Origin of the sequence: Natronospira bacteriovora (genome assembly GCF_030848495.1) — a bacterium.
Taxonomy (GTDB): Bacteria; Pseudomonadota; Gammaproteobacteria; order Natronospirales; family Natronospiraceae; genus Natronospira; species Natronospira bacteriovora.
Map to the genome: position 1 here is coordinate 131,845 of NZ_JAVDDT010000003.1, position 25,586 is coordinate 157,430.

The window sequence follows — 25,586 nt, forward strand, 5'->3', positions numbered from 1 at the left end:
GTGTACAATACCACAGCTCCGGGCGGGAGCCGCAGCCGACCATCGGCCCCCGGGCCTGTCCGCACCCCGAACCCCAAGGAAACAGAGTCAAGCATGAGCAGCAAGCGTCCCCTCAGTTACCGCGACGCCGGCGTGGATATTGATGCCGGCAACGAACTCGTCCGCCGCATCGGCAGTGCCGTGGCCGCCACTCGCCGTGAAGGCGTGGTCACCGGCCTGGGCGGCTTCGGTGGCCTGTTCGAGCTGCCCGCAGGCTACCGCAAGCCGGTGCTCGTCTCGGGGACGGACGGTGTCGGCACCAAATTGCGCCTGGCCCTGGACCTGAACCGCCACGACACGGTGGGCATCGATCTCGTGGCCATGTGTGTCAACGACATCGTGGTGACCGGAGCCGAGCCATTGTTCTTCCTCGACTATTATGCCACCGGCCATCTGGACGTGGATGTGGCCGAGGCGGTAGTTCGGGGCATTGCCCGTGGTTGTGAGCAGGCCGGCGCCGCGCTGATCGGCGGCGAGACGGCGGAAATGCCGGGCATGTACGGAGACGGTGATTATGATCTGGCCGGCTTCTCCGTCGGTATCGTGGAAAAGGACGACATCATCGACGGCAGCCGCATCCGTGAGGGCGATGCGGTGCTGGGCCTGGCCTCCTCCGGCGTGCATTCCAATGGATTCTCCCTGGTGCGCAAGATTCTGGAGCGGGAGGGCGACGTGAGCGATGTACACGTGGATGGCGTGCCACTCGCCGAGGCGCTGCTGGCCCCCACCCGCATCTACGTCCGTCCCCTGCTCACCCTGTTCAAGGCCCAGACCGTGGGCGGCGTGGCACACATCACCGGCGGCGGCCTGACGGAGAACATCCCCCGGGTTCTGCCCGAAGGCCTGGGCGTGGATCTTGATCCCGCCGCCTGGGAGCTGCCCCCACTGTTCCAGTGGTTGCAGGAAAAGGGCGGTGTGGAAACCCCCGAAATGCGCCGGACCTTCAACTGCGGCATCGGCATGGTGGTGATCGTGCCCGAGGCCGAAGCCGATTCGGCCGCCGAGACCCTGCGGCAGGCCGGTGAAACCGTGCACCGCATCGGCCGGGTAGTGGCTGAACGGGAAGGCGTGCACTACCTCTGATGGGCAGCCGCAGTGCCAAACCCCGCCTGGCGGTGCTCCTCTCCGGCCAGGGCAGTACCTATGCCGCCATTCAGGCCGCCTGTGACTCGGGTGCCTGCGCGGCCGAGGTGGTGCTGGTACTGAGCGACCGACCCGCCGCCGGTGGCCTGGCCACTGCCCGGGATCATGGCACCCCGGCCCGGGCCATTCCCAGCCGCGACTTCCCCGACCGGCCCGCCCACGAAACCGCGCTCATGGAAGCCATTGACGCCAGCGGTGCCGACTGGGTGGTGCTGGCCGGCTACATGCGGATACTGGGCGCGGATTTCGTCCGCCATTACGCCGGTCGCATGCTCAACACCCACCCTTCTCTGCTGCCGAAATACCGGGGCCTGAATACCTATCAACGGGCCCTGGACGCCGGCGACCCGCTGCACGGCTGCAGCATTCACTTCGTTACCGAGGATCTGGATGGCGGCCCGGTGATTGCCCAGGCAGAGGTTCCCATCGAAAGCGGGGACAGCCCCGGGGAACTTGAGGCGCGCACCAAAGCCAGAGAAAGAAAGCTCTATCCCCGAATCGTTCACCTGGCGGCCAGTGGCCGGCTGGACACCCGGGATGGTGATGTCCTGCTGGATGGCCGTAAACTGCAACGACCACTGCGCCTGGCCACGGATGGAGAGACCCTGGAATGATCAGCCGACGCCTTGCCGTATTCCTGCTGCCCCTGCTGCTGAGCACCGCCCTCTGGCCCATGGCCGGCAGTGCCAGTGAGCGGGCCTTTGAAGCCGAGTATCGGGCCTTCTATGGATCCATGCGGGGGGCGACCACCCGTTTCTGGCTGGAATCGGCCGGTGACGATGAATGGTTGTGGCAGTCTCGCAGCGAGCCGGCCGGCATGGTGTCCATGTTCCGGGACGACATCGTCACCGAGCGCTCCCGCTTCCGGGTCAGCAATGAAGGGCTGCAGCCGCTGAGCTACCGCTACCACCATCAGTACCGTGGTGACACCCGGCGGGAACGGACACTGAACTTCAACTGGAATCGTCAGGAAGTGCGTTTCGATGATGACGGCGACACGGGCACGCTGCCGCTGAAGAATGGCAGCCTGGATCGCTTCCTGGCCCAGTACGCCCTGATGCGGGATCTGGCTCGCGGTGAACGGCCGGAACGCTATCTCATCGTCTATCGGGACGAGGCCTTCGAGCAGGACCTGCGCTACCAGGGCGAGGAACGGGTACGCACCCGCGCCGGGCGCTTCAGCACCGTCAAGGTGGCCATGGAAGACGAGGATTCCGACCGCAAGCTGGTGGTCTGGATGGCCCCGGAGCTGGGCTATCTGCCGGTGCGCCTGGAACAGCGCGAACCCGGCGAAACCACCGTCCGCATGGAACTGGAAAGCACCAACCGGCAAATGCGGTAAAACATCTGGCCGCGAAATGAACGCAAAATAAACGCGAAATACATTCGACGGATGGCACGACCCTAATCTATGCCCCTACGCCTTAGGTAGCGTCACCCCGCGCTGGCCCTGGTATTTCCCGCCGCGATCCTTGTAGGACACCTCGCAGACCTCGTCGGATTCCAGGAACAGCATCTGGGCCACGCCCTCGTTGGCATAGATCTTGGCCGGCAGGGGCGTGGTGTTGGAGAACTCCAGGGTCACATGCCCTTCCCATTCGGGCTCAAGGGGCGTGACATTGACGATGATGCCGCAGCGGGCGTAGGTGGACTTGCCCAGGCAGATGGTCAGCACACTGCGGGGAATGCGGAAGTATTCCACCGTGCTGGCCAGGGCAAAGGAGTTGGGCGGAATGATGCAGACGTCCGACTCCACGTCCACGAAACTCTTGTCATCGAATTCCTTGGGGTCAACGATGGCCGAGTTGATGTTGGTGAAGATCTTGAAATGCCGTGAGCAGCGGACATCGTAGCCATAGCTGGAGGTGCCGTAGGAAATCAGGCGATCGCTGCCATTGGTCTTGACCTGCCCGGGCTCGAAGGGCTCGATCATGCCTTCCTGTTCTGCCATGCGCTTGATCCAGCGATCCGACTTGATACTCACGACGTTCTCTCCCTCGGGGTTGTTTGCTGCGATCCGGCACTGGGCCGATCGATGGGATGATACCGGGCAAACGGGTTGAGTGAACAGTGAACAGTTCCCAGTGAACAGTGGGGCCGTGCCAAAACGGGGTGCCTACTGTTTTCTGATGGGTCGTTGCCACAAGGAAGCATGAGGTTGCCAAGGTTTCGCCGAAGCGGCACGACACCTTCATGGGCACGGCCCGCTGTTCACTGGGAACTGTTCACTGTTCACTCCCACTACCTCAGTCGTCCACGACTGAGATAGTGGGAAAAGCCGCTTCCGCTTCCCCACCCTGGGTGGCCAGTTCACGGGCCATGCGCCGGGCCATGTCCCGATAACGCTGAGCGACCGCACCCGCCGGCTCCACGGCCACGGTGGGCCGTCCGCTGTCCACTTCCTCGCGAATGCGCGGGTCCAGCGGCAGGCTGCCAAGCAGGGGGGTGTCGAACTGGGCCGCCAGGCGCTGGCCGCCTCCTTCACCGAAGACGTGCTCTTCATGACCGCACTGGCTGCAGACATGGGTGCTCATGTTCTCCACGATGCCCAGCACCCTGACGTCCACCTTCTGGAACATCTTCAGGCCCTTGCGGGCATCCAGCAGGGAAATCTCCTGGGGCGTGGTGACGATCACGGCGCCGCTGACCGGCACCCGCTGGGCCAGGGTCAGCTGGATGTCACCGGTGCCAGGCGGCATGTCCACCAGCAGGTAATCCACCTCGCCCCAGTCGGTATCACTGATCAGCTGATTCAGGGCCTGAGTGACCATGGGGCCGCGCCAGACCATGGGCTGCTCGGGATCCATCAGAAAGCCCACCGACATGATCTTCAGGCCATGGGCCTCCAGCGGCTGCATGGTCTTGCCATCGCGGGTGGTGGGCCGGCCGCTGGCGCCCAGCATCTGGGGCTGGCTCGGCCCGTAGATATCCGCATCCAGCACGGCCACGGAGGCACCCTCGGCGGCCAGGGCCAGGGCCAGATTGGCGGTGGTGGTGGACTTGCCCACCCCGCCCTTGCCGGAGGCCACGGCAATGATGTTCTTCACCCCGGCCATGGGCCGCAGGCTGCCTTGCACGGCATGACTGGCAATATCCCAATCGATCTCGACAGCGGCGGGCTCACCCAGCCGATTTCCCAGCCAGTCGGCGACCGCCTCGGCCAGGGGCTCACGGATTCCGGCGGCCGGGTAACCCAGGGTCAGGCGCAGGGCGAGCGGGGATTCAGTCTCCACCGTCACCCGCGCGCCGGTCAGGGCCCGGCCCAGGATGGGGTCGTCGAAATCGGCCAGCAGGGGCTCCAAGCGATCAAGAATCTCGCGGCTCATGGTCCTTCCGGGGTGTCGTTGGGAGGTGGCGGCATTCTAGCAAATACCGGGGCGGGAATTCGCCACGGCTACGGCGAACTCCCCCTGGTAGGCGCGGATTCATCCGCGCAATGGTTGGAATCCGACGTTGGCCTGTTCCATAAGGTGGGTTTCGGATTGCCACGTCGCCCAATAGAGAATCAAACGGCAGCTGCGATCATTGCGCGGATGAATCCGCGCCTACAGGGGGCCAGTTCCAGCGTGTCGCCAGCACAGCAAGGTTTCCCAGACCCATCTCAGCCTATGGCATAATAAGGGGCTTGATTTTCCGCCATTTTCCCCAATTCAACCGGAGCCCGTCCGCCCATGAGCGACCAGCGACGCCGGATACTCGTGACCAGCGCCCTGCCCTATGCCAATGGCCCCCTGCACCTGGGCCATATGCTGGAGTACATCCAGACCGATATCTGGGTGCGCTTCCAGAAGATGCGCGGGCACGAGTGTCACTATGTCTGCGCCGAGGATGCCCACGGCACGCCCATCATGCTCAAGGCCCGCCAGGAGGGAATCGCGCCGGAAGAGCTGATCGCGCGCTTCGCCAAGAGCCACAAGGCGGATTTCGACGCCTTCCGGGTGGATTTCGACAACTACCACACCACCCACTCCGACGAGAACCGGACGCTGGCGGAGACCATCTACAAGCGCCTGCGCGAAGGGGGCCACATCGAGGCCCGCACCATCCGCCAGGCCTATGACGAGCAGGAAGGCATGTTCCTGCCGGACCGCTTCATCCGCGGCGAATGCCCGAAGTGCGGGGCCGAGGACCAGTACGGAGATTCCTGCGAGGTGTGCGGGGCCACCTACTCCCCCGCCGAGCTCAAGAACCCGGTGTCGGTGGTCTCCGGCACCACCCCGGTGGAGCGCGAATCCGAGCACTACTTCTTCCGCCTGGGCAACTTCGAGGCCATGCTGCGGGAGTGGACCGGGGCCGATGGCAAGGTGCAGAACAACCTGCAGGAGGCGGTCTCGGCCAAGCTGCGGGAATGGTTCGACGCCGGCCTGCAGGACTGGGACATCTCCCGGGATGCCCCCTACTTCGGCTTCGAGATCCCCGATGCCCCCGGCAAGTATTTCTATGTCTGGCTGGATGCGCCCATGGGCTACATGGCCAGCTTCCGCCAGCTCTGCGATCGCCGGGAAGACCTGAACTTCGACGACTTCTGGGCCGCCGGGCAGGAAGACAGGACCGAGGTCTATCACTTCATCGGCAAGGACATCATCTACTTCCACGCCCTGTTCTGGCCGGCCATCCTGCACGGGGCGGGCTTTCGCCGGCCCACCGCCGTCTGGGCCCACGGCTTTCTCACCGTGGACGGGCAAAAGATGTCCAAGTCCCGGGGTACCTTCATCCAGGCCCGCAGCTGGCTGGATCACCTGGACGGGGAATACCTGCGCTATTACTTCGCCGCCAAGCTCTCCGACCGGGTGGAGGACATTGATCTCAGCCTGGCCGATTTCACCAGCCGGGTGAACTCGGACCTGGTGGGCAAGCTGGTCAACATCGCCAGCCGCACCGCCAGCTTCGTGCGCAAGAAATTCGACAACCGCCTGGGCGGGGAAATGGATCCCGAGGGGCAGGCCCTGTACCAGGAAGTGGTGGCCGCGGCCGAGGAAATCGCCGCGGACTACGAGCGTCGTGCCTTCTCCCAGGCCATGCGCAAGATCATGGCCCTGGCCGACCGGGTGAACCAGTACGTGAGCGAGAAGGCGCCCTGGACCCTGGCCAAGGATGATTCGAAGCTGGCCGAGGTTCAGGCCATCTGCACCGCCGCGCTCAACCTGTTCCGGGTGCTGACCGGCTACCTGCGTCCGGTGGTGCCCGCCCTGGCCGAGCGCGCCGAGCACTTTCTCAATATCGAGGCCCCACAGTGGCGGGACCTGGGCGAGCCCCTGCTCAATCACGAGATTCGCAAGTTCAAGCCCCTGCTCACCCGCGTGGAGCCGGAACAGATCGACCGTTTGCTGGAGGCCTCGAAGGAAAACCTCGAGGCCCAGACCGCCGCCGATGCCGGCAAGCAAAAGAACAAGCCAGAGGAGAAGAAGGCCGTGGATGATCTCGCCCCGGAATGCACCATTGATGATTTCATGAAGGTGGACCTGCGCGTGGCCAGAATCGTCAAGGCCGATCACGTGGAAGGCGCCGACAAGCTGCTCTGCCTGCAGCTCGACATCGGCGGCGAGACCCGCCAGGTCTTCGCCGGCATCAAGTCCGCCTACAGCCCGGAAGAGCTGGAAGGCAAGCTGACCGTCATGGTGGCCAACCTCAAGCCGCGCAAGATGCGCTTCGGAATGTCCGAAGGCATGGTGCTGGCGGCCGGTGACGGCAACAGCCTGCATATTCTGGAACCGGATTCGGGGGCGAAACCGGGGATGCGCGTTAAATGAAGTTCCCAGTGAGCAGTTCCCAGTGAACAGTGGGGCCGTGCCCGCGAAGAGACCGTACCGCTTCGACGAGGCCCGCGTAATATCAAGTCTTAATGCGGAAGCGGCCTCTCAGGAAACTGTAGGCCGTCCGGTTGGCACGGCCCCACTGTTCACTGGGAACTGTTCACTGGGAACTCCCCTCGGGAACTGTTCACTTCACCTGAAAGGTGACACATGACCGAACTGGCGTTAATTCTCCTGGCGACCGTGCTGGTGAACAATTTCGTGCTGGTTCAGTTCCTGGGCCTCTGCCCCTTCATGGGGGTGTCGCGCAAGCTGGAGACGGCCGCCGGCATGGCCCTGGCCACGGCCTTCGTGCTGACCATTGCCTCGGTGGCGGGTTATCTGGTGAACACCTACCTGCTGGCCCCGCTGGGGCTGGAGTACCTGCGCACCATCGCCTTCATTCTGATCATTGCCGGGGTGGTGCAGTTCACGGAACTGGTGGTCCGCAAGACCAGTCCATTGCTCTACCAGGTGCTGGGCATCTTTCTGCCCCTGATTACCTCCAATTGCGCGGTACTGGGCGTCGCGCTGCTGAATGTGCAGGAAGCCCATGGCTTTTTCGAATCGGTGATCTTCGGCTTTGGCGCCGCGGCCGGTTTCTGTCTTGTGCTAATCCTGTTTGCCGGCCTGCGTGAGCGCCTCGCCGCTGCCGACGTGCCCACCCCCTTCCGGGGCGCGGCCATCGGTCTGATCACGGCGGGGATGATGTCACTGGCGTTCATGGGCTTTTCGGGGCTGGTTGCGGGGTGAAGATAGTGAACAGTTCCCAGTGAACAGCAGGCCGTACCCGCGAGTTTGCCGTGCCGCTTCGGCAAGGCTCCGGCAACCCCAAGTTGAAATAAGGCAGCAGCCTACCAGGAAACAGTAGGCAGCTGAGCGAGCACAGCCTGCTGTTCACTGGGAACTGGGGACTGTTCACTATTTACCCCCTGATTGGCACCCCATCAGCAACACACACTGGAGCCAACTAGAAGCACCATGATCGAAGCCGTACTCACATTGTCGGGTCTTGCCGCCGCCTTCGGGCTGGTGCTGGGGTTTGCCTCGGTGTGTTTTCGCACCGAGGGCAATCCCGTGGCCGATCAGGTGGATGCGCTGCTGCCCCAGACCCAGTGCGGGCAATGCGGCTTTCCCGGCTGCCGGCCCTATGCCGAGGCGATTGCCAGTGGCGAGGCGGACATCAATCAGTGCCCGCCCGGTGGCGAGACCACCATTGCCGCCCTGGCCGACTTGCTGGATCGGGAAGCCAAGCCACTGAATCCCGAGAACGGAGAAGAAGCGGCCCCCACCGTGGCGGTGATCGACGAGGATGTCTGCATCGGCTGCACAAAATGCATCCAGGCCTGCCCGGTGGACGCCATCCTGGGCGCGGCCAAACAGATGCACACAGTCATCGAAGAGGAATGCACCGGCTGTGACCTGTGCATCGAACCCTGCCCGGTGGACTGCATTGACATGGTTCCCCGCCGCAAGGGCATCAGTGACTGGAAACCGCCATTCCCGGATGAAACCCGGGAATGGCGGAGTGAACAGTGAACAGTTTCCAGTGAACAGCAGGCCGTGCCCACTGAGTTGCCTACTGTTTCCTGGTAGGCTGCTGCCTGATTGAGGCTTGGCGTTGCCGGGGCCTTGCCGAAGCGGCACAGCAGAATTTTTGGGCTCGGCCTGCTGTTCACTGGGAACTGGGAACTGTTCACTTCCCCACACAGGGACGGCAGACTAGGCCTTCCCCCACAGCAGACAAACGGCAAGCGAATGGACAGCCCCCACTCACTACACGGATTCCCCGGCGGTCTTTCGCTGGATCCGCGCAAGGATCAGTCCACCGCGCAGCCGCTGGTGCGGTTGCCGCTGGGCTTCGAGTACGTACTGCCCCTGCTGCAGCATGAGGGGGATCCGGCCGAGCCGGTGGTGGCCGTCGGTGAGCGCGTTCTGCGGGGGCAGGTCATTGCCCGCGCCGAGGGCTATCTCAGCCTGCCCATCCATGCCCCCACATCGGGCACGGTGACGGCCATTCTGCCCCGTCCCATCCCGCACCCTTCCGGGCTGCTGGCGGATTGCATCGTGATCGAGGCCGATGGTATGGACGAACCGGCCCCGGAGCGGGAACCCATCCGGGATCCGGCTAGTGTTCATCCCTCGCGCCTGCGCAACCGCCTGCGGGAATGCGGTGTGGCCGGCCTGGGTGGGGCCGCCTTTCCCGCCCATGTGAAACTCAATCCCACCGGCGGTCGCAAGGCCGAGGTCCTGATCATCAACGGTGCCCAGTGCGAACCCTATATCAGCTGTGACGACATGCTGCTGCGTGAGCGCTCGGAAGAAGTCGTTGCCGGTGTTCAGTTGATGCTGACCGCCCTGGACTGCCCGCAGGCTCTGGTGGCCATTGAGTCGGACACGCCCGAAGCGATGGCCGCCGTGGACGCGGCCATCGACAACGCCGGTGACGAACGCATCCGGCGAGTGGCCGTGCCCACGGTGTACCCGGAAGGAGGCGAACGACAGTTGATACAGACACTGCTGGGCCGGGAAGTGCCCAGTGGCGGCCTGCCCATCGACGTAGGCGCCATCTGCCACAACGTGGCCACGGCGCTGGCGGCCTGGCGTGCTGTCTTTCATGGTGAGGCACTCACCGAGCGGGTGGTCACGGTCAGCGGGGAAGGCGTGGCACAACCGCGCAACGTGATTGCCCGTCTTGGCACGCCGGTATCCGAGCTGATCGCCTTCTGCGGCGGCTACACCGACCGGGTCAGCCGCCTGATCATGGGCGGGCCCATGATGGGTTTCGCCCTGGCCAGCGACGAGGTACCAGTCGTCAAGGGCAGCACCTGCATCCTGGCGGCCAGTGACGATGAAGTGGTCGGCGAAAAAGACGCCATGCCCTGCATTCGATGCGGGGAATGTGCCGAAGTCTGCCCGGCGGGCTTGCTGCCACAGCAGATCTACTGGCACGCCCGTGACCGTGACCTGGAAGAAGCCGCCAACCATCACCTCTTCGATTGCATCGAATGTGGCTGCTGCGATGTGGTCTGCCCCAGTCACATTCCTCTGGTGCAGTATTTCCGGGCCGCCAAGACCGAGACCTGGGCTCGGGAGCAGGAACGACGCAAGTCCGATCTCGCGCGCCGACGCTACGAAGAACGTCAGGCTCGTCTGGCCCGGGAAGCCGAAGCGAAGAGGCGCCGCCTGGAAGAGAAAAAGGCGGCGCTGGCGGAGAAGAAGAAAGGGGACGAGTCGGTAAAATCCGAGATTGATGCCATCATGTCCCGGGTCAAGGCCCGCAAGCGGCGGGATGGGGAGCAGAAGGACAACTGATGCGATTTGCCACCGGCCCGGCGCCCCATCTGGCGCCGCAGAATTCAGTCACTACCGTGATGCTGCGGGTGCTGCTGGCACTGGTACCGGCCCTGCTCGCCTGGGTCTGGTTCTTCGGCTGGGGCATCGTTTTCAATATCCTCATCGCTTCGGCCGTGGCCGTGGCGGCCGAAGTGCTGATGCTCCATCTGCGCGGCAAACCCATCCAGCGCCACCTGCTGGATCTCAGCGCCATCGTCACCGCGGTACTGCTGGCCTTCTGCCTGCCGCCCACCACGCCCTGGTGGATCACGGCGACGGGCGCGGGCTTCGCCATCATCTTCGCCAAGCATCTATACGGGGGCCTCGGGCACAACCCCTTCAACCCGGCCATGGCCGGCTATGTGGTGCTGCTGATTTCCTTTCCGGTGGAAATGACCCAGTGGCTGCCACCCCGGCAACTGGTGGACGATGGACAGTTCCCCGGCGCCTGGGCACAGCTCGTGGCCATCCTGACCGGAGATCTTCCGGCCGCGGCCACCGTGGACGCCATCAGCCGGGCCACTCCCCTGGATGTGATGAAGACGGAACTGGGCATGGCGCGCACCGTCGCCGAAATCACCATGGATCCGCGTTTTGGCGACCTGGGCGGCTATGGCTGGGAATGGATCGGCAACGGGGTCATCATAGGCGGTCTGTGGCTGATCTACATGCGGGTGATCCGCTGGCAGATTCCGGTGGCGGTGCTGGCCGGCCTGCTGGCACCGGCGACGTTTTTCTATCTGCTGGACCCGGGCAGTCATGCCTCGCCCGCCTTTCACCTCTTCAGCGGCGCCGCCCTGCTGTGCGCCTTCTTCATCGCGACGGATCCGGTTTCCGCGGCCACCACCCGGCTGGGCCGCCTGATCTACGGTGCCGGCATCGGTGTGCTGATCTACGTCATTCGCACCTGGGGCGGGTACCCGGACGCGGTGGCCTTCGCGGTCTTGCTGATGAACCTGGCCGTGCCGTTGATCGACCGCTATACCAAGCCCAGGGTTTATGGAACGAAGTGAACAGTTCCCAGTGAACAGCCGGCCGCGCCCAAAGCAATCTGCCGTGCCGCTTCGGCAAGACCCCGGCAGCACCAAACCTCAATCGGGCAGGGGACTATCAGGAAACAGCAGATAGCTGACTGGGCACGGCCTGCTGGGAACTGGGAACTGGGAACTGGGAACTGGGAACTGGGAACTGGGAACCCACAATATACCCGCTACCACCAAAACGGGAACTCGGTCATGGACACACAGAAATCCAAACTGCTCCGCTCCATGGCCATCAGCGCCGGGCTGCTGGCGGCGTTTGCCGTGGTGGGCGGGGGTCTGGTGGCCCTGACCGAACAGCTGACCCGGGAGCGTATCGTGGAGAACGAACGCCGGGCGCGGCTGGCGAGCCTGCAGGAAATCCTGCCGGCGGATGCCTATGACAATGACCTGGTGGCCGATACCGTCGAGCTGGAGAAGGTGAGTGGGCTCAATGTGGCCGCTCCCGTCGTCATCCATCGGGCCTACCTGGACGGTCAAGCCGTTGCTGCAATATTTCCGCTTGTCGCTCCGGACGGTTATGGCGGGCCCATCCATCTTCTGATGGGCGTGCATGTGGATGGTCGGCTGGCCGGCGTACGCGTCACCCGACACGCGGAAACCCCGGGCCTGGGCGATCCCATTGAAACCCGTCGCTCGGACTGGATTCACGGCTTTGAAGGCCGAAGGCTGGGTGAGGATCCGGACCGAAAATGGCAGGTCAGAGCCGATGGCGGCCAGTTCGACCAGTTCACCGGTGCGACCATCACGCCGCGCGCGGTGGTCCGGGCCGTGCATCGGGGTTTGGTATACTTCGACGAGAATCGGAGCCTGATTTTCCCTGAAGATCCCGAGGAAGGAGGACAGTTCCCAGTGAACAGTTCCCAGTGAACAGCGGGCCGTGCCAACGAGCCGTCTTCTGTTTCCAGATAGGCTTTTACCGTATCCTGCCATAAAGTGGTCGAGGCTTCGCCGAAGCTGCATGGCAGATCCCCGGGCACGGTCCCACTGTTCACTGGGAACTGTTCACTGTTCACTTGTTTATGTCGAATTATCGCGACATCGCCCGTGAGGGTCTGTGGACGAACAACCCCGGCCTGGTGCAGTTGCTGGGCCTGTGCCCGTTGCTGGCGGTGACCGGTACGGCGGTGAACGGTCTCGGCCTGGGCATTGCCACCACCATCGTACTGGTCGGCTCCAACCTGGCGGTGTCCTTCATTCGCCACGCCGTGCACCCCGAAGTGCGAATTCCGGTCTTCGTCCTGATCATTGCCTCCCTGGTGACCGCCGTGGAACTGGTCATGAACGCCTTTTTCCACGACCTCTACCGGGTGCTGGGTATCTTCATTCCGCTGATCGTCACCAACTGCACCATCATCGGCCGCGCCGAAGCCTTCGCTTCACGCAACCCGGTGCCAAGGGCCTTTGCGGATGGCCTGTCCATGGGCATGGGCTTCACCGCCGTGCTGGTCGTACTGGGGGCGATGCGTGAGCTCATTGGCCAGGGCACCCTGCTCCAGGGTGCGGAGATGATGTTCGGTACCGCCGTGGATCTGACTCTGCGCCCCATACCGGCCTATGACGGCCTGCTGCTGGCCGTGCTGCCGCCGGGGGCCTTCATCGGCCTGGGCCTGCTGGTGGCGGCAAAGAACTGGCTGGACAGCCGTCAACGGAAATCTCGCGTGAGGCAAAGCCGGGAGGCGCGAGCATGAACCGGGACAAGCGCGTGGCGATATTCGAACGCCTGCGAGCCGCCAACCCAGCCCCGACCACCGAACTCAACTACAGCAGCCCCTTTGAACTGCTGGTTGCAGTGCTGCTTTCGGCCCAGGCGACGGATGTGGGTGTCAACAAGGCCACGGCCCGGCTGTTTCCGGTGGCCAACAGGCCGGAGACCATTCTGGCGCTGGGCGAGGACGGGCTGAAGGAGTACATCAAGACCATTGGCCTGTTCAACAGCAAGGCGGCCAATCTGATCAAGACCTGCCGCATCCTGCTGGAAGAGCACGGCGGCGAGGTCCCACGGGACCGCGCCTCGCTCGAGGCCCTGCCCGGCGTGGGCCGAAAAACAGCCAACGTGATACTCAACACGGCCTTCGGCCAGCCCACCATCGCCGTGGACACTCACATCTTCCGCGTCTCCAACCGCACGCGCCTGGCACCAGGCAAGACGGTTCTGGCCGTGGAAGAGAAGCTGCTGAAGGTGACGCCCGATGAATTCAAGCAGGACGCCCACCATTGGCTGATCCTGCACGGCCGCTATGTCTGCAAGGCACGCAAGCCCGACTGCTTTCATTGCCCGATTGCAGACCTGTGTGAATGGCCGGAGAAACCCACCATGAGAAGTGAACAGTGAGCAGTTCCCAGTGAACAGCGGGCCGTACCCGCCGAACTGCCTACTGCTCCCTGATAGAGCGCTGCCCAATTGAGGCTTGGCGTTATCGGGTCCTTGCCTGAGCGGCACGGCAATTTCGTGGGCACAGCCCCACTGGGAACTGGGAACTGAATTTATGTTCGACGCCAACCGAGATCAGATTCGTCAGATGTTCCTGCGCACCTGGGCCCGGGCCCGAAGCGGTGAGGCTTTACAGGACCTGGAGCGCATCATCGCCGACGTGATCGAGGAACACCCGGAGTACCATGCGCTGCTCGAACAGGGGCCGGACAGCGTTGCCCGGGAATGGACACCTGACAGCGGGGAAGAAAACCCGTTTCTGCACATGGGCATGCACATCACCATCCGCGAGCAGATTGCGGCGGATCGTCCGCCCGGCCTGCGTGAAGCCCACCGCACACTCGTGCAGCGCCGCGGCAGCGTCATGGGGGCGGAACACGAAATCATGGAGATACTGGGTCGGATCCTCTGGGATGCCCAGCGGCAGGGCCTGCCACCGGATGAGCAGGCCTATGTCCGGGAAGTTCGCCATCTTGCCGGGCTTCCGCCGGCACCCGGAATATGAACGCTGGTCGGATACCGCCGCACTGTGAATGAATTACGTGGTCAAAAAGCCGGGAGTCAGCTACGGCTTGTGGGAACATGGCGGCGGCAGCCACTTCCTGATAGCCTGCAGAGCGCAACATTATTTGGGAGCAATGCACCGTGATCAGATTGTCGAAATTCCTCGTCCTGTTCAGCTGCCTGTTGGCTGGGGCAGCCCATGCCGGAAACCCGGATACGCGGGAACGGATCATCAACGGACTGAATGAACATCTCCCGGACCTTCAGGTCGTGCCGGACCAGCTTGAACCCACCCCCATCGACGGGCTCTGGGTCCTTCGCATCGGCCCGGAAGTGGTCTACCTGGATGAAAATGGCCAATACCTGATCCAGGGTGATCTGATCGAGCTGGAATCCCGCCGTAACCTGACCGAAGCCACCCGCGCCGAGGCCAGGGCCGCTGCCCTGGAAACGGTGCCGGATTCACGCAAGATCACCTTCACCGCTGACGATGAGCAATTTCGTCTGACGGTTTTCACGGACATCGATTGCGGCTACTGCCGTCAATTGCACCGGGACATGGAAGCGCTCAATGAAGCCGGGATCACGGTGGACTATCTTTTCTACCCGCGGGGTGGCCCCGAGAGTGCGGCCTGGGACAAATCCGATCGTGTCTGGTGCTCCGATGACCGTCATGAGGCCATGGATCATGCCAAGAGTGGCGGCACACCGGAAGCGGAGCGCTGTGAAGATACCCCGACCGAAGAACACTTTGCACTGGGCCGTCAGATGCAGGTAACCGGCACGCCGGCGCTGGTGACGGAATCCGGTCACATGATTCGTGGCTACATGCCCGTGGCTCGGCTCGTGAACGAGCTCCAGTCCCGGGAAAATCGCCAATAGGGTGATCGGCGGGCCACCACCCTCACCCCCGTGGGTGGTGGGCCTGGTGCAGGGATTTCAGACGTTCCCGGGCAATGTGGGTATAGATCTGTGTAGTGGACACATCGCTGTGTCCAAGCAACATCTGGACCACGCGCAGATCCGCCCCATTGTTCAGCAGATGGGTGGCGAAGGCATGACGCAGGGTATGGGGTGACAGCCCGCGCGAGATGCCGGCTTTCTGCGCGTACCGCTTGATGATGTGCCAAAAGGCCTGCCGTGTCATGCAATCACTGCGCCGTGTGGGAAACATATGGGGGCTCTGACGGCCACCCAGAAGCTCTGCCCGGGCCTGCTCAACGAAACGCTGCAACCAGGCCTGGGCTTCCTCACCGATCGGTACCAGTCGTTCCCGATCCCCCTTGCCGAGGATCCGGATCACACCCTGGCGAAGATTGACCTGATCAACACGCAGGCCAACCAGTTCGGAAACCCGAAGGCCGGTGGCGTAGAGCATCTCCAGCATGGCACGATCCCTGAGCCCCAGCGGCTGTCGCGTATCCGGTGCCGCCAGCAATGCCTCGACTTCTTCCTGGCCCAGTGATTTGGGCAAGGGGCGCCCGAGGCGCGGCATTTCGATCTCGGCAGAGGGATCGTCGCCGCGAACATTCTCGCGCACCAGATAGCGGTAAAAACGGCGAATGCTGGAAAGCTGGCGTGCCGTCGAGCGAGGGCGGGCACCACCCTGGACTCGCCAGGCCAGAAACTCCAGAATGTCTTCTCGGTCCAGTGATTCAACCGTCCGGCCAAGGTCTGTCGCCCAACGTGACAGATTCTGCAAGTCAGCGCGATAGGCCGCCAGAGTGTTATCGGAAAGTCCCTTCTCGACCCACATGGCATCGAGAAAGCGTTCAATCGACTGCTGATCACGGTGAGGGCGAAAATCCGGTTTCTGGGTCATTCCAATTCCTTAATTCGAGCGACTCAGTCTGATTATCCAGATATTATGTCAAAATTAAACCCCTCCGTGCCACTGAGCGACATTCGCAGCGCCAGGGAAAAATTCATCGCTGCTCTGCTGGCACCCTGGTGCTGGTCAGTCACGCTTCTGTGGAGCCTTCCTCTGGCGGCCCTGATCATCGTGACACCGGGCCTGGCGCGGCGTCGAAACCTGGCCCGCTGGTCAGCGCGCGTACTGCTGCGGCTGCTGGGCCTGCGAGCGCAGGTTCACGGCGCACAGCGGCAGCCAGCCGGTGCCTGCGTGGTCGTCGCCAACCACGCCTCCTATCTGGACGGAATCATCCTCACGGCCCTGCTACCTCCCCGCTTCGCCTTCGTCATCAAGAAGGAGATGGCCGCGGTCCCCATCGCCGGCCTGTTGCTGCGCCGACTGGACTCCCTGTTCGTGGAAAACCGAAAACGGGCCGACCGCGGCGATACCCGCCGCCTGCTGGAACACACGGCGGCGGGCGATGCGCTGGGCATCTTTCCGGAAGGGACCTTCAAGCGCAAGACGGGCCTGCTTCCGTTCCGGAGCGGTGCCTTCGTCACGGCGGCCCGGGCACAGGTTCCGGTTCTGCCCATCACGATCAGGGGCAGCCGACGGGCCCTGCCGGCCAAATCACTGGCCCCACTGCCCGGAACACTCTTCGTTCAGATTCATCCAGCCATTTACCCGCGTGGCGGGGGGCGTGAGGAGCGAGCGTCACTTCAGGCCGAAGCCAGGGCTGCCATCCTGCGTGATCTCGATGAACCGGATCTGATGGATGGGAGTGGCCGCCCTCAAACCTGAATCCCGCGTTCACGGCTTTCCGTGTTAGGAAGTTCGCACAGCCTGAGGATCCACTGATTCAGAAAGGGAAGGCACTCGCCGCGATACCGACTGAAGGCATCGACGGTTCTTGTGTCAGTGTGAAGAGTGGAATCGGCTGCGGCTGTGAATGGGTCAATCGGAAGCTCCATACAGCCTTCCCGGATGCACAGGTGGAAGCAAAAAAAAAACACCCCGCCTGGGCGGGGTGTTTCCTGGCCGTGCCATGATCGTTGGCTCGACGAATGACGCCGGCTCAGCGATTGCTCATGATCGCACGTTCTTCCTCGATGTAGCTGAGCCACTGTCGGGCCTGATTGCGGGCATCTTCATAATTGGTTGCCGCTTCAAAGGCCGCCAGAGCCTCGTCGTAGTCCTTCATTTCGGCAGCCGCCCGGCCGGCGAGCAACAGCGCCCGACCCGGCTCATCCAGGCCGCCTTTCTCATAGGCCCGCATGGCGGCGGAATAGGCATCTTCCCAGTGCGCCCGTTCCTGGGCAATCTGCGCGATGGTCAGCTCCGGATCACCGGTATCCTTCATTTCTGCCAGCACATTCAGAACCTCTACCGCCCGATCATGCTCTTGCGCCTGAATCCAGGCGCGGGACAGCATTTCGATATGCTGGACCTTGTGCTCAACGGTACCGTTGTCGAGGCCTTCCTGGAGCACCTGCCCTGCCTCAAAGGGTGACTCCTGAAGCATGTACATGCGGTACAGGTTGACGTAATGAGTCTCCCGCTCGAACAGGCCCTTACGATGAGCCAGCTTGAGTACGCTCAAGCCTCGCTCTTCCTCCTCCAGTTCCACGTTAAGACTGAACAGCTGGAACCAGTATTCCATATTATCCGGCCAGTAGCCGATCATCGATTCCAGCGTGCCCCGTGCTGCGCGATAATCCTCCAGCTCAAACTCGATACCACGCTTGACCCGATAATAGGATTCCCGCGGTTCATCCTCCAGCTCGATGGCTCGGGTGATGAAGGGCAACGCAGCGCGCATGTTGTCCAGCGACATATTCGCCTGAGCACCGATCACATAGATTCGCGAAGGCGCATCCTCTTTCTCGTCAGAGTTCTCGACGATACGCAGATAGCGATTCACATAATCCAGTGTTTTCTCATAATTCTCGAACTGAATATGGAGCTGGGCGATATTGGAAATGGTGTTGAGCAGCGGATCCTCCGGCAGACCATTCTCAAACTCCACCGAACGCTCAAACTCCTCAAGCGCCTCCCGGTAGTTTTCAAGCATGATGTGCAGGTGACCTGCCAATTGGGCAATAATCGCCCGCTCATGATCATTCTGGGCCCGTTCCCGCGCTGTCCCAAGGCGATTGAGCGCTTCCTCGAACTCGTCTTCGTCCATGAGGTCATGAATGCGCTCAAGTCGATTATAGGTCTGCTGCGTCATCAGCCCCTGAGCCAGAACCGGCCCCGCGAGGAACAACAGCAGCAAGCCCGTTACCAGGGCGCCAACAAAGAGACTGGGTCGACGCTTCTCAGAGACGTTAAAACGATCCGCCTTCATTGTGCGTCCTCCAGGTTGAATTCGATGGTCTGTGTGGCCTGCCGCTCGACAGGGCGCCCGTCGACGATTCGGGGACGGAAGCGCCAGCGCTGGATGGCCCGCAGCGCGGCCCGGTCAAAGACCCGCCTCGGCTCGGATTCGATCACCCGTGGATTAGCCACGGAACCATCTTCACGAATGGTGAACTCGATCCGTACCCAACCCTCGATACCCTGAACCAGGGCTTCCCGGGGCCACTGGGGCTCCACCCGGACAATGGGAATGACATCTCCGTCCCCCGAGCCCTGGGCCTGTCCACCACGCCCAATGAAGGCGCCACCTTCCATACCCATGGGGATATCCAGGCGGGGCATGTCGAAATCCAGCTGGGTCTGGGGCGGCTGATCCTGCTGGATCTGCATTTCCGGCGGCGGCGGTGGCTGATCCGGCTCCTGAGGCTCTTCCGGCGGCCGGCGCTCACGCTCACGCACTCGTTCATCGCGTTCGACGCGTATGAAATCAATCCGCTCGCCTCGGTCCAGGCTGGGTGCACCGTCCTCGTCGGTCATGATCATGCGCTGCATGGCAAAGAAGAGCAGCACCGCAACCACGGCACCCCCCAACAGCGCGACAATGAAACGAATCATAGCTGACCTCCCTGCCCTTCAGTGGCGATGGCGATATCCATCACTCCCGCTCGCCGGACCTCATCCATCACCTCGATGACGCGGCCGGTTCGGGCAGTCTCATCAGATACGACAACAACACTGCTTTCAGGGTTCTGGGAAAGCATGTCTTCCACCATGGGACGAACCTGCCCGAGCTCGATCTGTTCCTGGTTCATCCAGATATCGCCATTGGGCGCAATCCCGATCAGAATGTTGCCCCGGGCCTGCTCCACGGCGGTTTCCGCATCCGGCCGCAGGGGATCAATCCCCGTTTCCCGGATGAAGGAGCTGGTCACGATGAAGAAGATCAGCATGATGAACACGATGTCGAGCATCGGGGTCATGTTGATCTCTTCTTCGGTCTCGGCCTCTGCTTGTACCTGTCTTCTGGCCATGTTCAATCCATCTGTCAGACGCCCTGACGGGGCGGATTGCCCCGTCAGTTAGTGGCGATTGAAACATTCTCCGCGCCGGCACGACGTGCCTGGTCGATCACCCGCACGAGCAGGCCGGACTCGGCATCCGCGTGGGAAGAAACGACCACGGGAGCATCCGGGTTGGCGGACAGCAGGTTCTGGACGTTGGCCTGAACCGCACGGATGTCCACCGTGCGTCCATCCACCTGGATCTGACCCGTCGCGGTAATTTCGACGAAGATCACGTCCACTTCCTGCTGAACCTCGGCCGGCTCGTCAGAGGGCCGGTCAACGTCAATCCCGAATTCACGTGCAAATGATGCTGTCACGATGAAGAAGATCAGCATGATGAACACGATGTCCAGGAGTGGCGTGACATTGACCTCCGCGCTTTCCTCTTGTCTTCGGTGTTTACGCCGCATTGATCACTAACCCTTAATGGTAACGGAGCAGGTCGGCGGCTCTCTCCACCTCCACCTTGGCGCGCTTGTCCAGACTGGCGCCAAAATAGAGGCCGGAGAGGGCGGCAACCATGCCCGACATGGTCGGGATGGTGGCGGCCGATACGCCACCGGCCATCGCACGGGGGTTGCCGGTTCCGAGTACCGTCATGACATCGAAGACCTGGATCATACCGGTCACGGTGCCGAGCAGCCCCAGAAGGGGCAGCACGGCCACCATGGTCTTGATGTAGAAGATGAACTGACCGGAGTCCACCCGGATCTCGGATAACAGCTGCTCGCGGATCTGGCGTGCATACCAGCTGTCATGGTCCGACATGTTGTTCCAGGCTTCCAGCGCCTTCCGGGTCTTGGCGGGCTGGATCATCCGGAAGTACCACAGGCGCTCCAGGATCAGCGTCCAGAGCATGATGGTGACAACCAGGATGGCCCAGAGCACATCCCCGCCGGCTTCAAAGAAGTCCCGGAGAGCCGCGAATGACTCAGCAATCCAGATCATTTCTTCTTGTCCGCATGTGTCGCAATGATACCGGTGCTCTGCTCTTCAAGGATCTGCACCAGACGCTTGCTCTGGGCAGCCACAACGGCGTGAAGCAGAACCAGCGGAATGGCAACGGTCAGGCCCATGGCCGTGGTCATGAGGGCCTGGGAGATACCATCCGCCATCAGCTGCGGGTCACCGGCGCCGAACAGGGTGATCATCTGGAAGGTACGGATCATACCCACCACGGTACCCAGCAGACCCAGCAACGGAGCCACGGCGGAGATGATCTTGATCGCACCCAGACGCGCTTCAAGCGCCGGGGTTTCCTTCAGGATCGCCTCGTCGATCTTGAGCTCCAGGGTCTCGATGTCGTCATCCTTGTTTTCGGCATAGGCACCCATCACGCGGCCAAGGGCGTTGTTCGGGTTGGGCTTGCCGGTACCGACCTGGGCCTTGATGCGCTGACCGGCCATGGTCAGGAAGATCAGGCGCTCGATCACGAGCAGCAGACCGATGATACCCAGGGCGATGATGACGTAACCGGGCGCACCACCCTGCTGGATGCGCTCACCCAGGGAGGGTGTCTGGATCAGCAGTGCGAGCAGGCTGCCGCGGGACGGGTCCACCGCCATGGCGACAATGTCGCCGGAATCGGCATTGTAGAGATTCTGCGCCATGCTGCGGTAGCGACCGGCCGGCTGGCGACCCAGCTCCACGAGCTGGCCGGTTTCCGGAAGGTAGCGCAGGAAGCGGTCATTGTAGATGGTGTTGTGCACACCCACGCGAACCACGTCTACGTCCTCACGGGTACCGTCAGCACGCACGATTGTGCTGGGATACTTGACCACCTTGCCGGACTCGGTCATTTCCTCCTGGAAAAGGAACCAGAGGCTTTCCAGCTGGGCAATGGAGGGCAGCGCACGCCCTTCCGCAAGGCGGGCCACCTGGTCACCCCGTGCCGGCAACTGCGCCGAGACAATGGAGTTGCGAACGATGCCCTGAGCGTCACCGGACATCTGGCGCACCACGCCCGAGAGCTCGCCCAGCGTGCCCATGCGGGTCTGCAGGCGGTCGTTGAGCTCCGTCAGGATGCCTTCGTTTTCCTCGAAGGTTCGTGACAGTCGATCACGCCGGGCTTCCTCGCGCTCGTGTTCGCGACGAGCCTCTTCCAGCATCTGCTGTTGCTCGTTACGGGCCTCGATGAAACGACGCTCACGCTCACGGTTCTTCTGCGCTGCTTCCGTCCGGGCCTCCCGAACCTGCTGCAGCAGCTCGTCCAGCGTGGTCGGCTGGTTGTCGGCCATCACCGGAGCGGCAACGGCCATCAGGCTGAAGAGAATAAGGCTACGTTTGAAGAAATTCATTGCACACGCTCCGGAGCCGGGACAGGAAGTTGCAGGATGTCACTGGCGGCCTGCTGGCGCGCGATACGGATACCCTCGTTGATGGAGCTGCGATAGCGATCCGGCAGGCGCTCCCAGTCACGAGTGACGGGGTTCCAGAACCCGGTTTCTTCACGATCCAGGGTCTGGTAGGCCAGCAGCAGGCGGCCTACGCGCAGGAAATCCACATTACGCTCGGAGCCATTCATCTCCAGCATGCCGCGGTAGGCTTCCATGTCGCGTCCGAACTCGGCCTCGATCTGATAGGCCTCCATGACATTCCGATATTTCTCGGAAATGGTCACGTCGGAACGGTCCATGGTTTCCCACAGGCGCTCGATTCGATTGCGGCGCTCGTCCGGCTGGAAGGGCACGTCCAGCTCCACGAAGCGCTCAAGGCTCTCAATCATCCGGATCATCAGCGGGATGATCTCGGTTTCGACCACTTCCACTTCCTCGATCTGTTCTTCCAGGGAACGTTTTTCTTCTTCCTGGGAACGGATCAGACGCTCCACCTGGTCGTTGTAGACCCGGAGCCGGTCGATACGCTGACGGACAGCGAGATAATCATTCAGCATCGAGCGAGTCTCGTCCGCAAGCTGATCAACACGTTGTTGAGATGCTGCGGCGGACTGGCTGATCTGCCGTTCGACATCAATGGATGTCCTCAGTGGTTCAGGGGTTCCGGCCACGGAGAGACCCGCAATCGCGAAGCCAAGCGCGGCTACCCCTGCGATTTTCATACTGGTGCGATTGAGCATGCCAATACCTTCTTTACCTATGCGTATGGAAGGTTGATGGGAACGGATGAGCCACTTCTGATGCGTGCTCATCCCAGAGCAAACCGACTGTAGCAAAAGACAAAAAAAAAGGAAAGCCAAGGGAAAAGCAACCCTTTTTCTTGCAATACAGACACTTACGCAACATTCAAACAACCGTTTTGCGACCAGTGGTCGGCTTTCTGCAACAAGTTTGACACTCAGGAGGAAGCACCTCGATCAGGACGGTGATTACGACCGATGAGCCGGCAAAGCGGTCTGCGCACGTTCGCCGGGCCGATCTAGCCGGCGGCCGCATCGCCGGCAGCGGGTGACTGAAGCGAATTTTCGGCTTCGCCAGCCAGGGTCACCGACCGCGCCCTGGACACCGGCGAGAAAAGTTCCCAGAAATACTGATGGGTATCGTACTGCTCGCCGGCCACACCCCACAGGGAAAGATGCTCCGGATCCTCAAAAGTGATCCGGCCCGGCCCCAGGTCGGTCAGCGCTTCGGCGTGCACGGGCTGTTGCTGATTACGGGCCTTGAACCAGCGCACGAAATCATGCTCCAGCGCCACTTCAGCGGGATACCGCCTGCCTGGCTCCGGCATGGCAAGCTCATTGACCGTCAACGCGGTCTCCAGGCCGCTGTCCCGGCCGATGCCGTAGTGCTCACGAATGAAGTCGGCGATCTCATCATAGAAACGCCGCCAGCCGCCCGGCATGCGCTTATTGGCATTGAAGAACATCAGTACCCAGGTGATCGCCGGAAAGTCATCGGGTGACTGCCTCACGCGGTTCCATACCGCATGCAGAAAATCAATACCCCGAATACCATGCTCCCATTGCAGATAGCGACGCACATAACGCAGGGTGCCGTAGCCCTCGCAGGCAACATAGACTTCGAAGATATCCTTCATTGCCCGCAGTTCTTCCGGAGTGTAGCTGTAACAGGCGATAAGGAAATCGTTCTCGTCCGTCTCGATTTGGTAGCGGGCGCGATAACCGGGGTCCGCCATGGGACTGTTGGGGAGAAGCTGGGTGGGATAAGCCTTGACCGCCACATCAGCGTCCATGTAACGCTGCAGGTCGCGATCGAAGGCCTCCACGGTGATTCCGGGCAGCCCGATCATCAGGTCCGTGGACAGGGGAAGACCCTGCTCGGCAAAGACCTGGATCAGCTCATCGTATTTCTCGGTCTTGATGTTCTGGCGGTTGATAACCTCCAGGGTCTGCTCATCCGAGGTCTGGATGGAAATGATCCCTTGGCTGATGATGCCGCCCTCACCCAGGATGCGGATGATGTCGGCAAGGCGGCGGGTGGCGTTCTTGGTGTAGTTCACCACCACCTCCCGGGGGTAACCGTAGCGACGCTTCGTCTCGGCAATCCAGCCGGCTATCTCCACATCCCTCGGCAGCATGCCGAAATTGGCGTCCGCCACCCAGAGTACCGGGACTCGATGCTGACCCGTCCACTCGATTTCCTGCCGGACGCGGTCCATGTCCAGCTTGCTGACCTTGCCGTTCGTGGCCGAACCCCAGTCACAGAAGGTACAGGCGAAGGGGCAACCCCGATTGGTTTCGACAATCGCCGCATCAATGCGGCCATCGTAGACATCGAAGATGCCTTCCGCGTAGGGAGAGGGAATCCGATCCGGCTGCTTCATGCGGATCCGGCGCGGGGCATGCAGGATGGTCGACCCGTTCTGGCGTGAACGCAGGCTGACCCCGGCCACCTCACGCATGCCGTCCTCATGGAACTGTGGTCCGCCCCCCTCCTGGCGACGGATCTGATCCAGCACCTCGCAAATGGTGACCTCGCCCTCCCCGTGCACCGCCAGATCCACGGATTCGTGCCGGGCAAAGAAGGCCTCACAGGCGTCGCGGTAGCCGGGCGTGCTCGGCCCGCCATGGATGGTGAGGTTGGCGCCATGATGCCGTTTTACCAGGGCGGAAACCTCCAGATTGATGTCCACCGACCACATGTAGTTCGAAAACAGCCACACCCCGGGGCCAAACTTGCGGTACGGGCCTTCAAGAAACGCCCGCGGCTCCATGTAGGTAATGGGTATCAGCTGGAAGCGCTCCAGCAGTCTTCCGCCATCGAAGGCCTCGATGGCGCTGAACAGCATCCCAAGGGCCAGCGGATAGTGATTTTCCATGTGGGGAAAAAAATAGACGGGAATCCGCTCCGGATCCGCCGGCAGATCCTGCCATCGCGCCTTGCGCCGGCGGGGTGCATCGTGATCCGGGCGCGGGGCATCTGCCGCATGGCGCACACTGTCCCGGTCCGGACGTTCCATGGCCGGCAACAGCAGGCCGGCCTCATGGAAGCAGGTGATCGCCTGCCGGCGCTCATCTTCGCCGCCCAGAGACGCCGTTTCCGCCAGCACATCGCGAACGGCCCGGCCTTCTCGAAAAGACAGCAGCAACATCGCCAATGCGGGCCGCAACTGACACCAGCGCCGCTCGCGGGGCAAATAGATCCGGTATCCCTGTGCCCCGGGCTCCAGCATGAAGTTCGCACCCAGCTTGAAGCGCTGCCCGGCCTCGACCGGCGCACTGTCATCGGCGACGGATAAATCACAGGCCGGCTCGCTTGGCGGCGTGGCCCAGAGCGAGGGTTCCGCAGTCAGCAGACCGGCCTGAGCATACTGTCCGAGGCGCTCCAGGAGGGCCGAGGCCGGGGGCATCGCCGGCAACTGGCGCGCCGCCTCGCCTTCCTGCAGAGCACGAACGGCAGCTTCCGGCCGCGCGGGCTCGAACAGGGTGGACAGGAGCAGCAGATCAGGCAGCTCCAGCGGAAAGGGCCGGGATGTCCCCGACAGCCGGGCGGCCACGATTCGCCCACCATTCTGGAGAATGACAGTCCCCCGGGTGATTGCGAGGGTCGGACTCGATGACATAAGAAACTCCGGAGCCTCCGGCCCCACACTGACGGATCGGCCGTG

General features: G+C 62.4%; 25 protein-coding genes. 14 read left to right on the top strand and 11 right to left on the bottom strand.

The features are described from left to right. The first annotated feature begins 93 nt into the window (after window positions 1–93). From purM to RBH19_RS06175, 3 genes are read left to right on the top strand one after another with little or no spacing between them, the layout of a single operon-like run. Window positions 94–1,122, top strand: coding sequence for a phosphoribosylformylglycinamidine cyclo-ligase (gene purM / locus RBH19_RS06165; RefSeq protein WP_306727950.1), 1,029 nt, complete (start codon window positions 94–96; stop codon window positions 1,120–1,122). Further along, window positions 1,122–1,796 (top strand): phosphoribosylglycinamide formyltransferase, encoded by a 675-nt coding sequence (gene purN, locus RBH19_RS06170; RefSeq protein WP_306727951.1) that lies wholly within the window; start codon window positions 1,122–1,124, stop codon window positions 1,794–1,796. Before purM ends, purN begins: the two co-directional genes overlap by 1 nt. Then, window positions 1,793–2,524, top strand: coding sequence for a DUF3108 domain-containing protein (locus RBH19_RS06175; protein WP_306727952.1), 732 nt, complete (start codon window positions 1,793–1,795; stop codon window positions 2,522–2,524). Before purN ends, RBH19_RS06175 begins: the two co-directional genes overlap by 4 nt. A 75-nt stretch (window positions 2,525–2,599) precedes the next feature. Here RBH19_RS06175 and dcd read toward each other — a convergent pair whose 3' ends face one another. Beyond that, window positions 2,600–3,166, bottom strand: coding sequence for a dCTP deaminase (gene dcd, locus RBH19_RS06180; protein ID WP_306727953.1), 567 nt, complete (start codon window positions 3,164–3,166; stop codon window positions 2,600–2,602). 262 nt (window positions 3,167–3,428) lie between these two features. After that, window positions 3,429–4,508: an iron-sulfur cluster carrier protein ApbC gene (gene apbC, locus RBH19_RS06185; RefSeq protein ID WP_306727954.1), complete on the bottom strand. Its 1,080-nt coding sequence runs from the start codon at window positions 4,506–4,508 to the stop codon at window positions 3,429–3,431. A gap of 345 nt (window positions 4,509–4,853) precedes the next feature. Between apbC and metG the strand changes: the two genes are divergently transcribed. The 10 genes from metG (at window position 4,854) to RBH19_RS06235 (ending at window position 15,170) form a co-directional block, all read left to right on the top strand. Continuing rightward, window positions 4,854–6,932, top strand: coding sequence for a methionine--tRNA ligase (gene metG / locus RBH19_RS06190; protein ID WP_306727955.1), 2,079 nt, complete (start codon window positions 4,854–4,856; stop codon window positions 6,930–6,932). Window positions 6,933–7,145: 213 nt separating this feature from the next. Next, the gene (gene rsxA / locus RBH19_RS06195) at window positions 7,146–7,727 is read left to right on the top strand and encodes an electron transport complex subunit RsxA (protein ID WP_306727956.1); all 582 of its coding nucleotides are present in this window, start codon (window positions 7,146–7,148) and stop codon (window positions 7,725–7,727) included. Window positions 7,728–7,955: 228 nt separating this feature from the next. Beyond that, window positions 7,956–8,513, top strand: a complete 558-nt coding sequence (gene rsxB / locus RBH19_RS06200; RefSeq protein ID WP_306727957.1) for an electron transport complex subunit RsxB — start codon at window positions 7,956–7,958, stop codon at window positions 8,511–8,513. A gap of 219 nt (window positions 8,514–8,732) precedes the next feature. Further along, the gene (gene rsxC, locus RBH19_RS06205; RefSeq protein WP_306727958.1) at window positions 8,733–10,289 is read left to right on the top strand and encodes an electron transport complex subunit RsxC; all 1,557 of its coding nucleotides are present in this window, start codon (window positions 8,733–8,735) and stop codon (window positions 10,287–10,289) included. Further along, on the top strand, window positions 10,289–11,323 hold the full coding sequence (rsxD, locus tag RBH19_RS06210; protein ID WP_306727959.1) for an electron transport complex subunit RsxD: 1,035 nt from the start codon (window positions 10,289–10,291) through the stop codon (window positions 11,321–11,323). The genes rsxC and rsxD overlap by 1 nt, the downstream gene beginning before the upstream one ends. A 222-nt stretch (window positions 11,324–11,545) precedes the next feature. Beyond that, entirely contained in the window at window positions 11,546–12,220 is a 675-nt protein-coding gene (gene rsxG, locus RBH19_RS06215; protein WP_306727960.1) for an electron transport complex subunit RsxG, read from the top strand. Window positions 12,221–12,372: 152 nt separating this feature from the next. Then, window positions 12,373–13,041 (top strand): electron transport complex subunit E, encoded by a 669-nt coding sequence (locus RBH19_RS06220; protein WP_306727961.1) that lies wholly within the window; start codon window positions 12,373–12,375, stop codon window positions 13,039–13,041. Then, complete coding sequence (gene nth, locus RBH19_RS06225; RefSeq protein WP_306727962.1) at window positions 13,038–13,685, top strand: endonuclease III; 648 nt, start codon at window positions 13,038–13,040, stop codon at window positions 13,683–13,685. The genes RBH19_RS06220 and nth overlap by 4 nt, the downstream gene beginning before the upstream one ends. Window positions 13,686–13,839: 154 nt before the next feature. Continuing rightward, on the top strand, window positions 13,840–14,289 hold the full coding sequence (locus RBH19_RS06230; protein WP_306727963.1) for a DUF1841 family protein: 450 nt from the start codon (window positions 13,840–13,842) through the stop codon (window positions 14,287–14,289). 140 nt (window positions 14,290–14,429) lie between these two features. Next, complete coding sequence (locus RBH19_RS06235; RefSeq protein WP_306727964.1) at window positions 14,430–15,170, top strand: DsbC family protein; 741 nt, start codon at window positions 14,430–14,432, stop codon at window positions 15,168–15,170. 22 nt (window positions 15,171–15,192) lie between these two features. On the opposite strand, the gene xerD is transcribed toward RBH19_RS06235, so the two are convergent. After that, window positions 15,193–16,110, bottom strand: a complete 918-nt coding sequence (xerD, locus tag RBH19_RS06240) for a site-specific tyrosine recombinase XerD (protein WP_306727965.1) — start codon at window positions 16,108–16,110, stop codon at window positions 15,193–15,195. Window positions 16,111–16,176: 66 nt separating this feature from the next. On the opposite strand from xerD, the gene RBH19_RS06245 reads away from it, so the two are divergent. Beyond that, the gene (locus RBH19_RS06245) at window positions 16,177–16,941 is read left to right on the top strand and encodes a lysophospholipid acyltransferase family protein (protein ID WP_306727966.1); all 765 of its coding nucleotides are present in this window, start codon (window positions 16,177–16,179) and stop codon (window positions 16,939–16,941) included. A 274-nt stretch (window positions 16,942–17,215) separates the two neighbouring features. Here the strand turns inward: RBH19_RS06245 and RBH19_RS06250 are convergent, their stop codons facing one another. The 8 genes from RBH19_RS06250 to RBH19_RS06285 form a co-directional block, all read right to left on the bottom strand. Next, a complete protein-coding gene (locus tag RBH19_RS06250) occupies window positions 17,216–18,487 on the bottom strand; it encodes a tetratricopeptide repeat protein (protein ID WP_306727967.1) in 1,272 nt (423 codons plus the stop codon). Next, window positions 18,484–19,113 carry an energy transducer TonB gene (locus RBH19_RS06255; protein ID WP_306727968.1) on the bottom strand — a complete coding sequence of 210 codons (630 nt, stop codon included), beginning with the start codon at window positions 19,111–19,113 and terminating at the stop codon, window positions 18,484–18,486. The genes RBH19_RS06250 and RBH19_RS06255 overlap by 4 nt, the downstream gene beginning before the upstream one ends. Then, window positions 19,110–19,529, bottom strand: coding sequence for an ExbD/TolR family protein (locus tag RBH19_RS06260; protein WP_306727969.1), 420 nt, complete (start codon window positions 19,527–19,529; stop codon window positions 19,110–19,112). The genes RBH19_RS06255 and RBH19_RS06260 overlap by 4 nt, the downstream gene beginning before the upstream one ends. A gap of 44 nt (window positions 19,530–19,573) precedes the next feature. Further along, entirely contained in the window at window positions 19,574–19,972 is a 399-nt protein-coding gene (locus RBH19_RS06265) for an ExbD/TolR family protein (protein ID WP_306727970.1), read from the bottom strand. Window positions 19,973–19,985: 13 nt separating this feature from the next. After that, window positions 19,986–20,510 carry a MotA/TolQ/ExbB proton channel family protein gene (locus RBH19_RS06270; protein ID WP_306727971.1) on the bottom strand — a complete coding sequence of 175 codons (525 nt, stop codon included), beginning with the start codon at window positions 20,508–20,510 and terminating at the stop codon, window positions 19,986–19,988. Beyond that, window positions 20,507–21,859: a MotA/TolQ/ExbB proton channel family protein gene (locus tag RBH19_RS06275; RefSeq protein ID WP_306727972.1), complete on the bottom strand. Its 1,353-nt coding sequence runs from the start codon at window positions 21,857–21,859 to the stop codon at window positions 20,507–20,509. Before RBH19_RS06275 ends, RBH19_RS06270 begins: the two co-directional genes overlap by 4 nt. Next, window positions 21,856–22,710, bottom strand: a complete 855-nt coding sequence (locus tag RBH19_RS06280) for a DUF3450 domain-containing protein (protein ID WP_306727973.1) — start codon at window positions 22,708–22,710, stop codon at window positions 21,856–21,858. The genes RBH19_RS06275 and RBH19_RS06280 overlap by 4 nt, the downstream gene beginning before the upstream one ends. Window positions 22,711–22,937: 227 nt before the next feature. Beyond that, window positions 22,938–25,541 carry a B12-binding domain-containing radical SAM protein gene (locus RBH19_RS06285; protein ID WP_306727974.1) on the bottom strand — a complete coding sequence of 868 codons (2,604 nt, stop codon included), beginning with the start codon at window positions 25,539–25,541 and terminating at the stop codon, window positions 22,938–22,940. Between the last annotated feature and the right edge of the window lie 45 nt (window positions 25,542–25,586).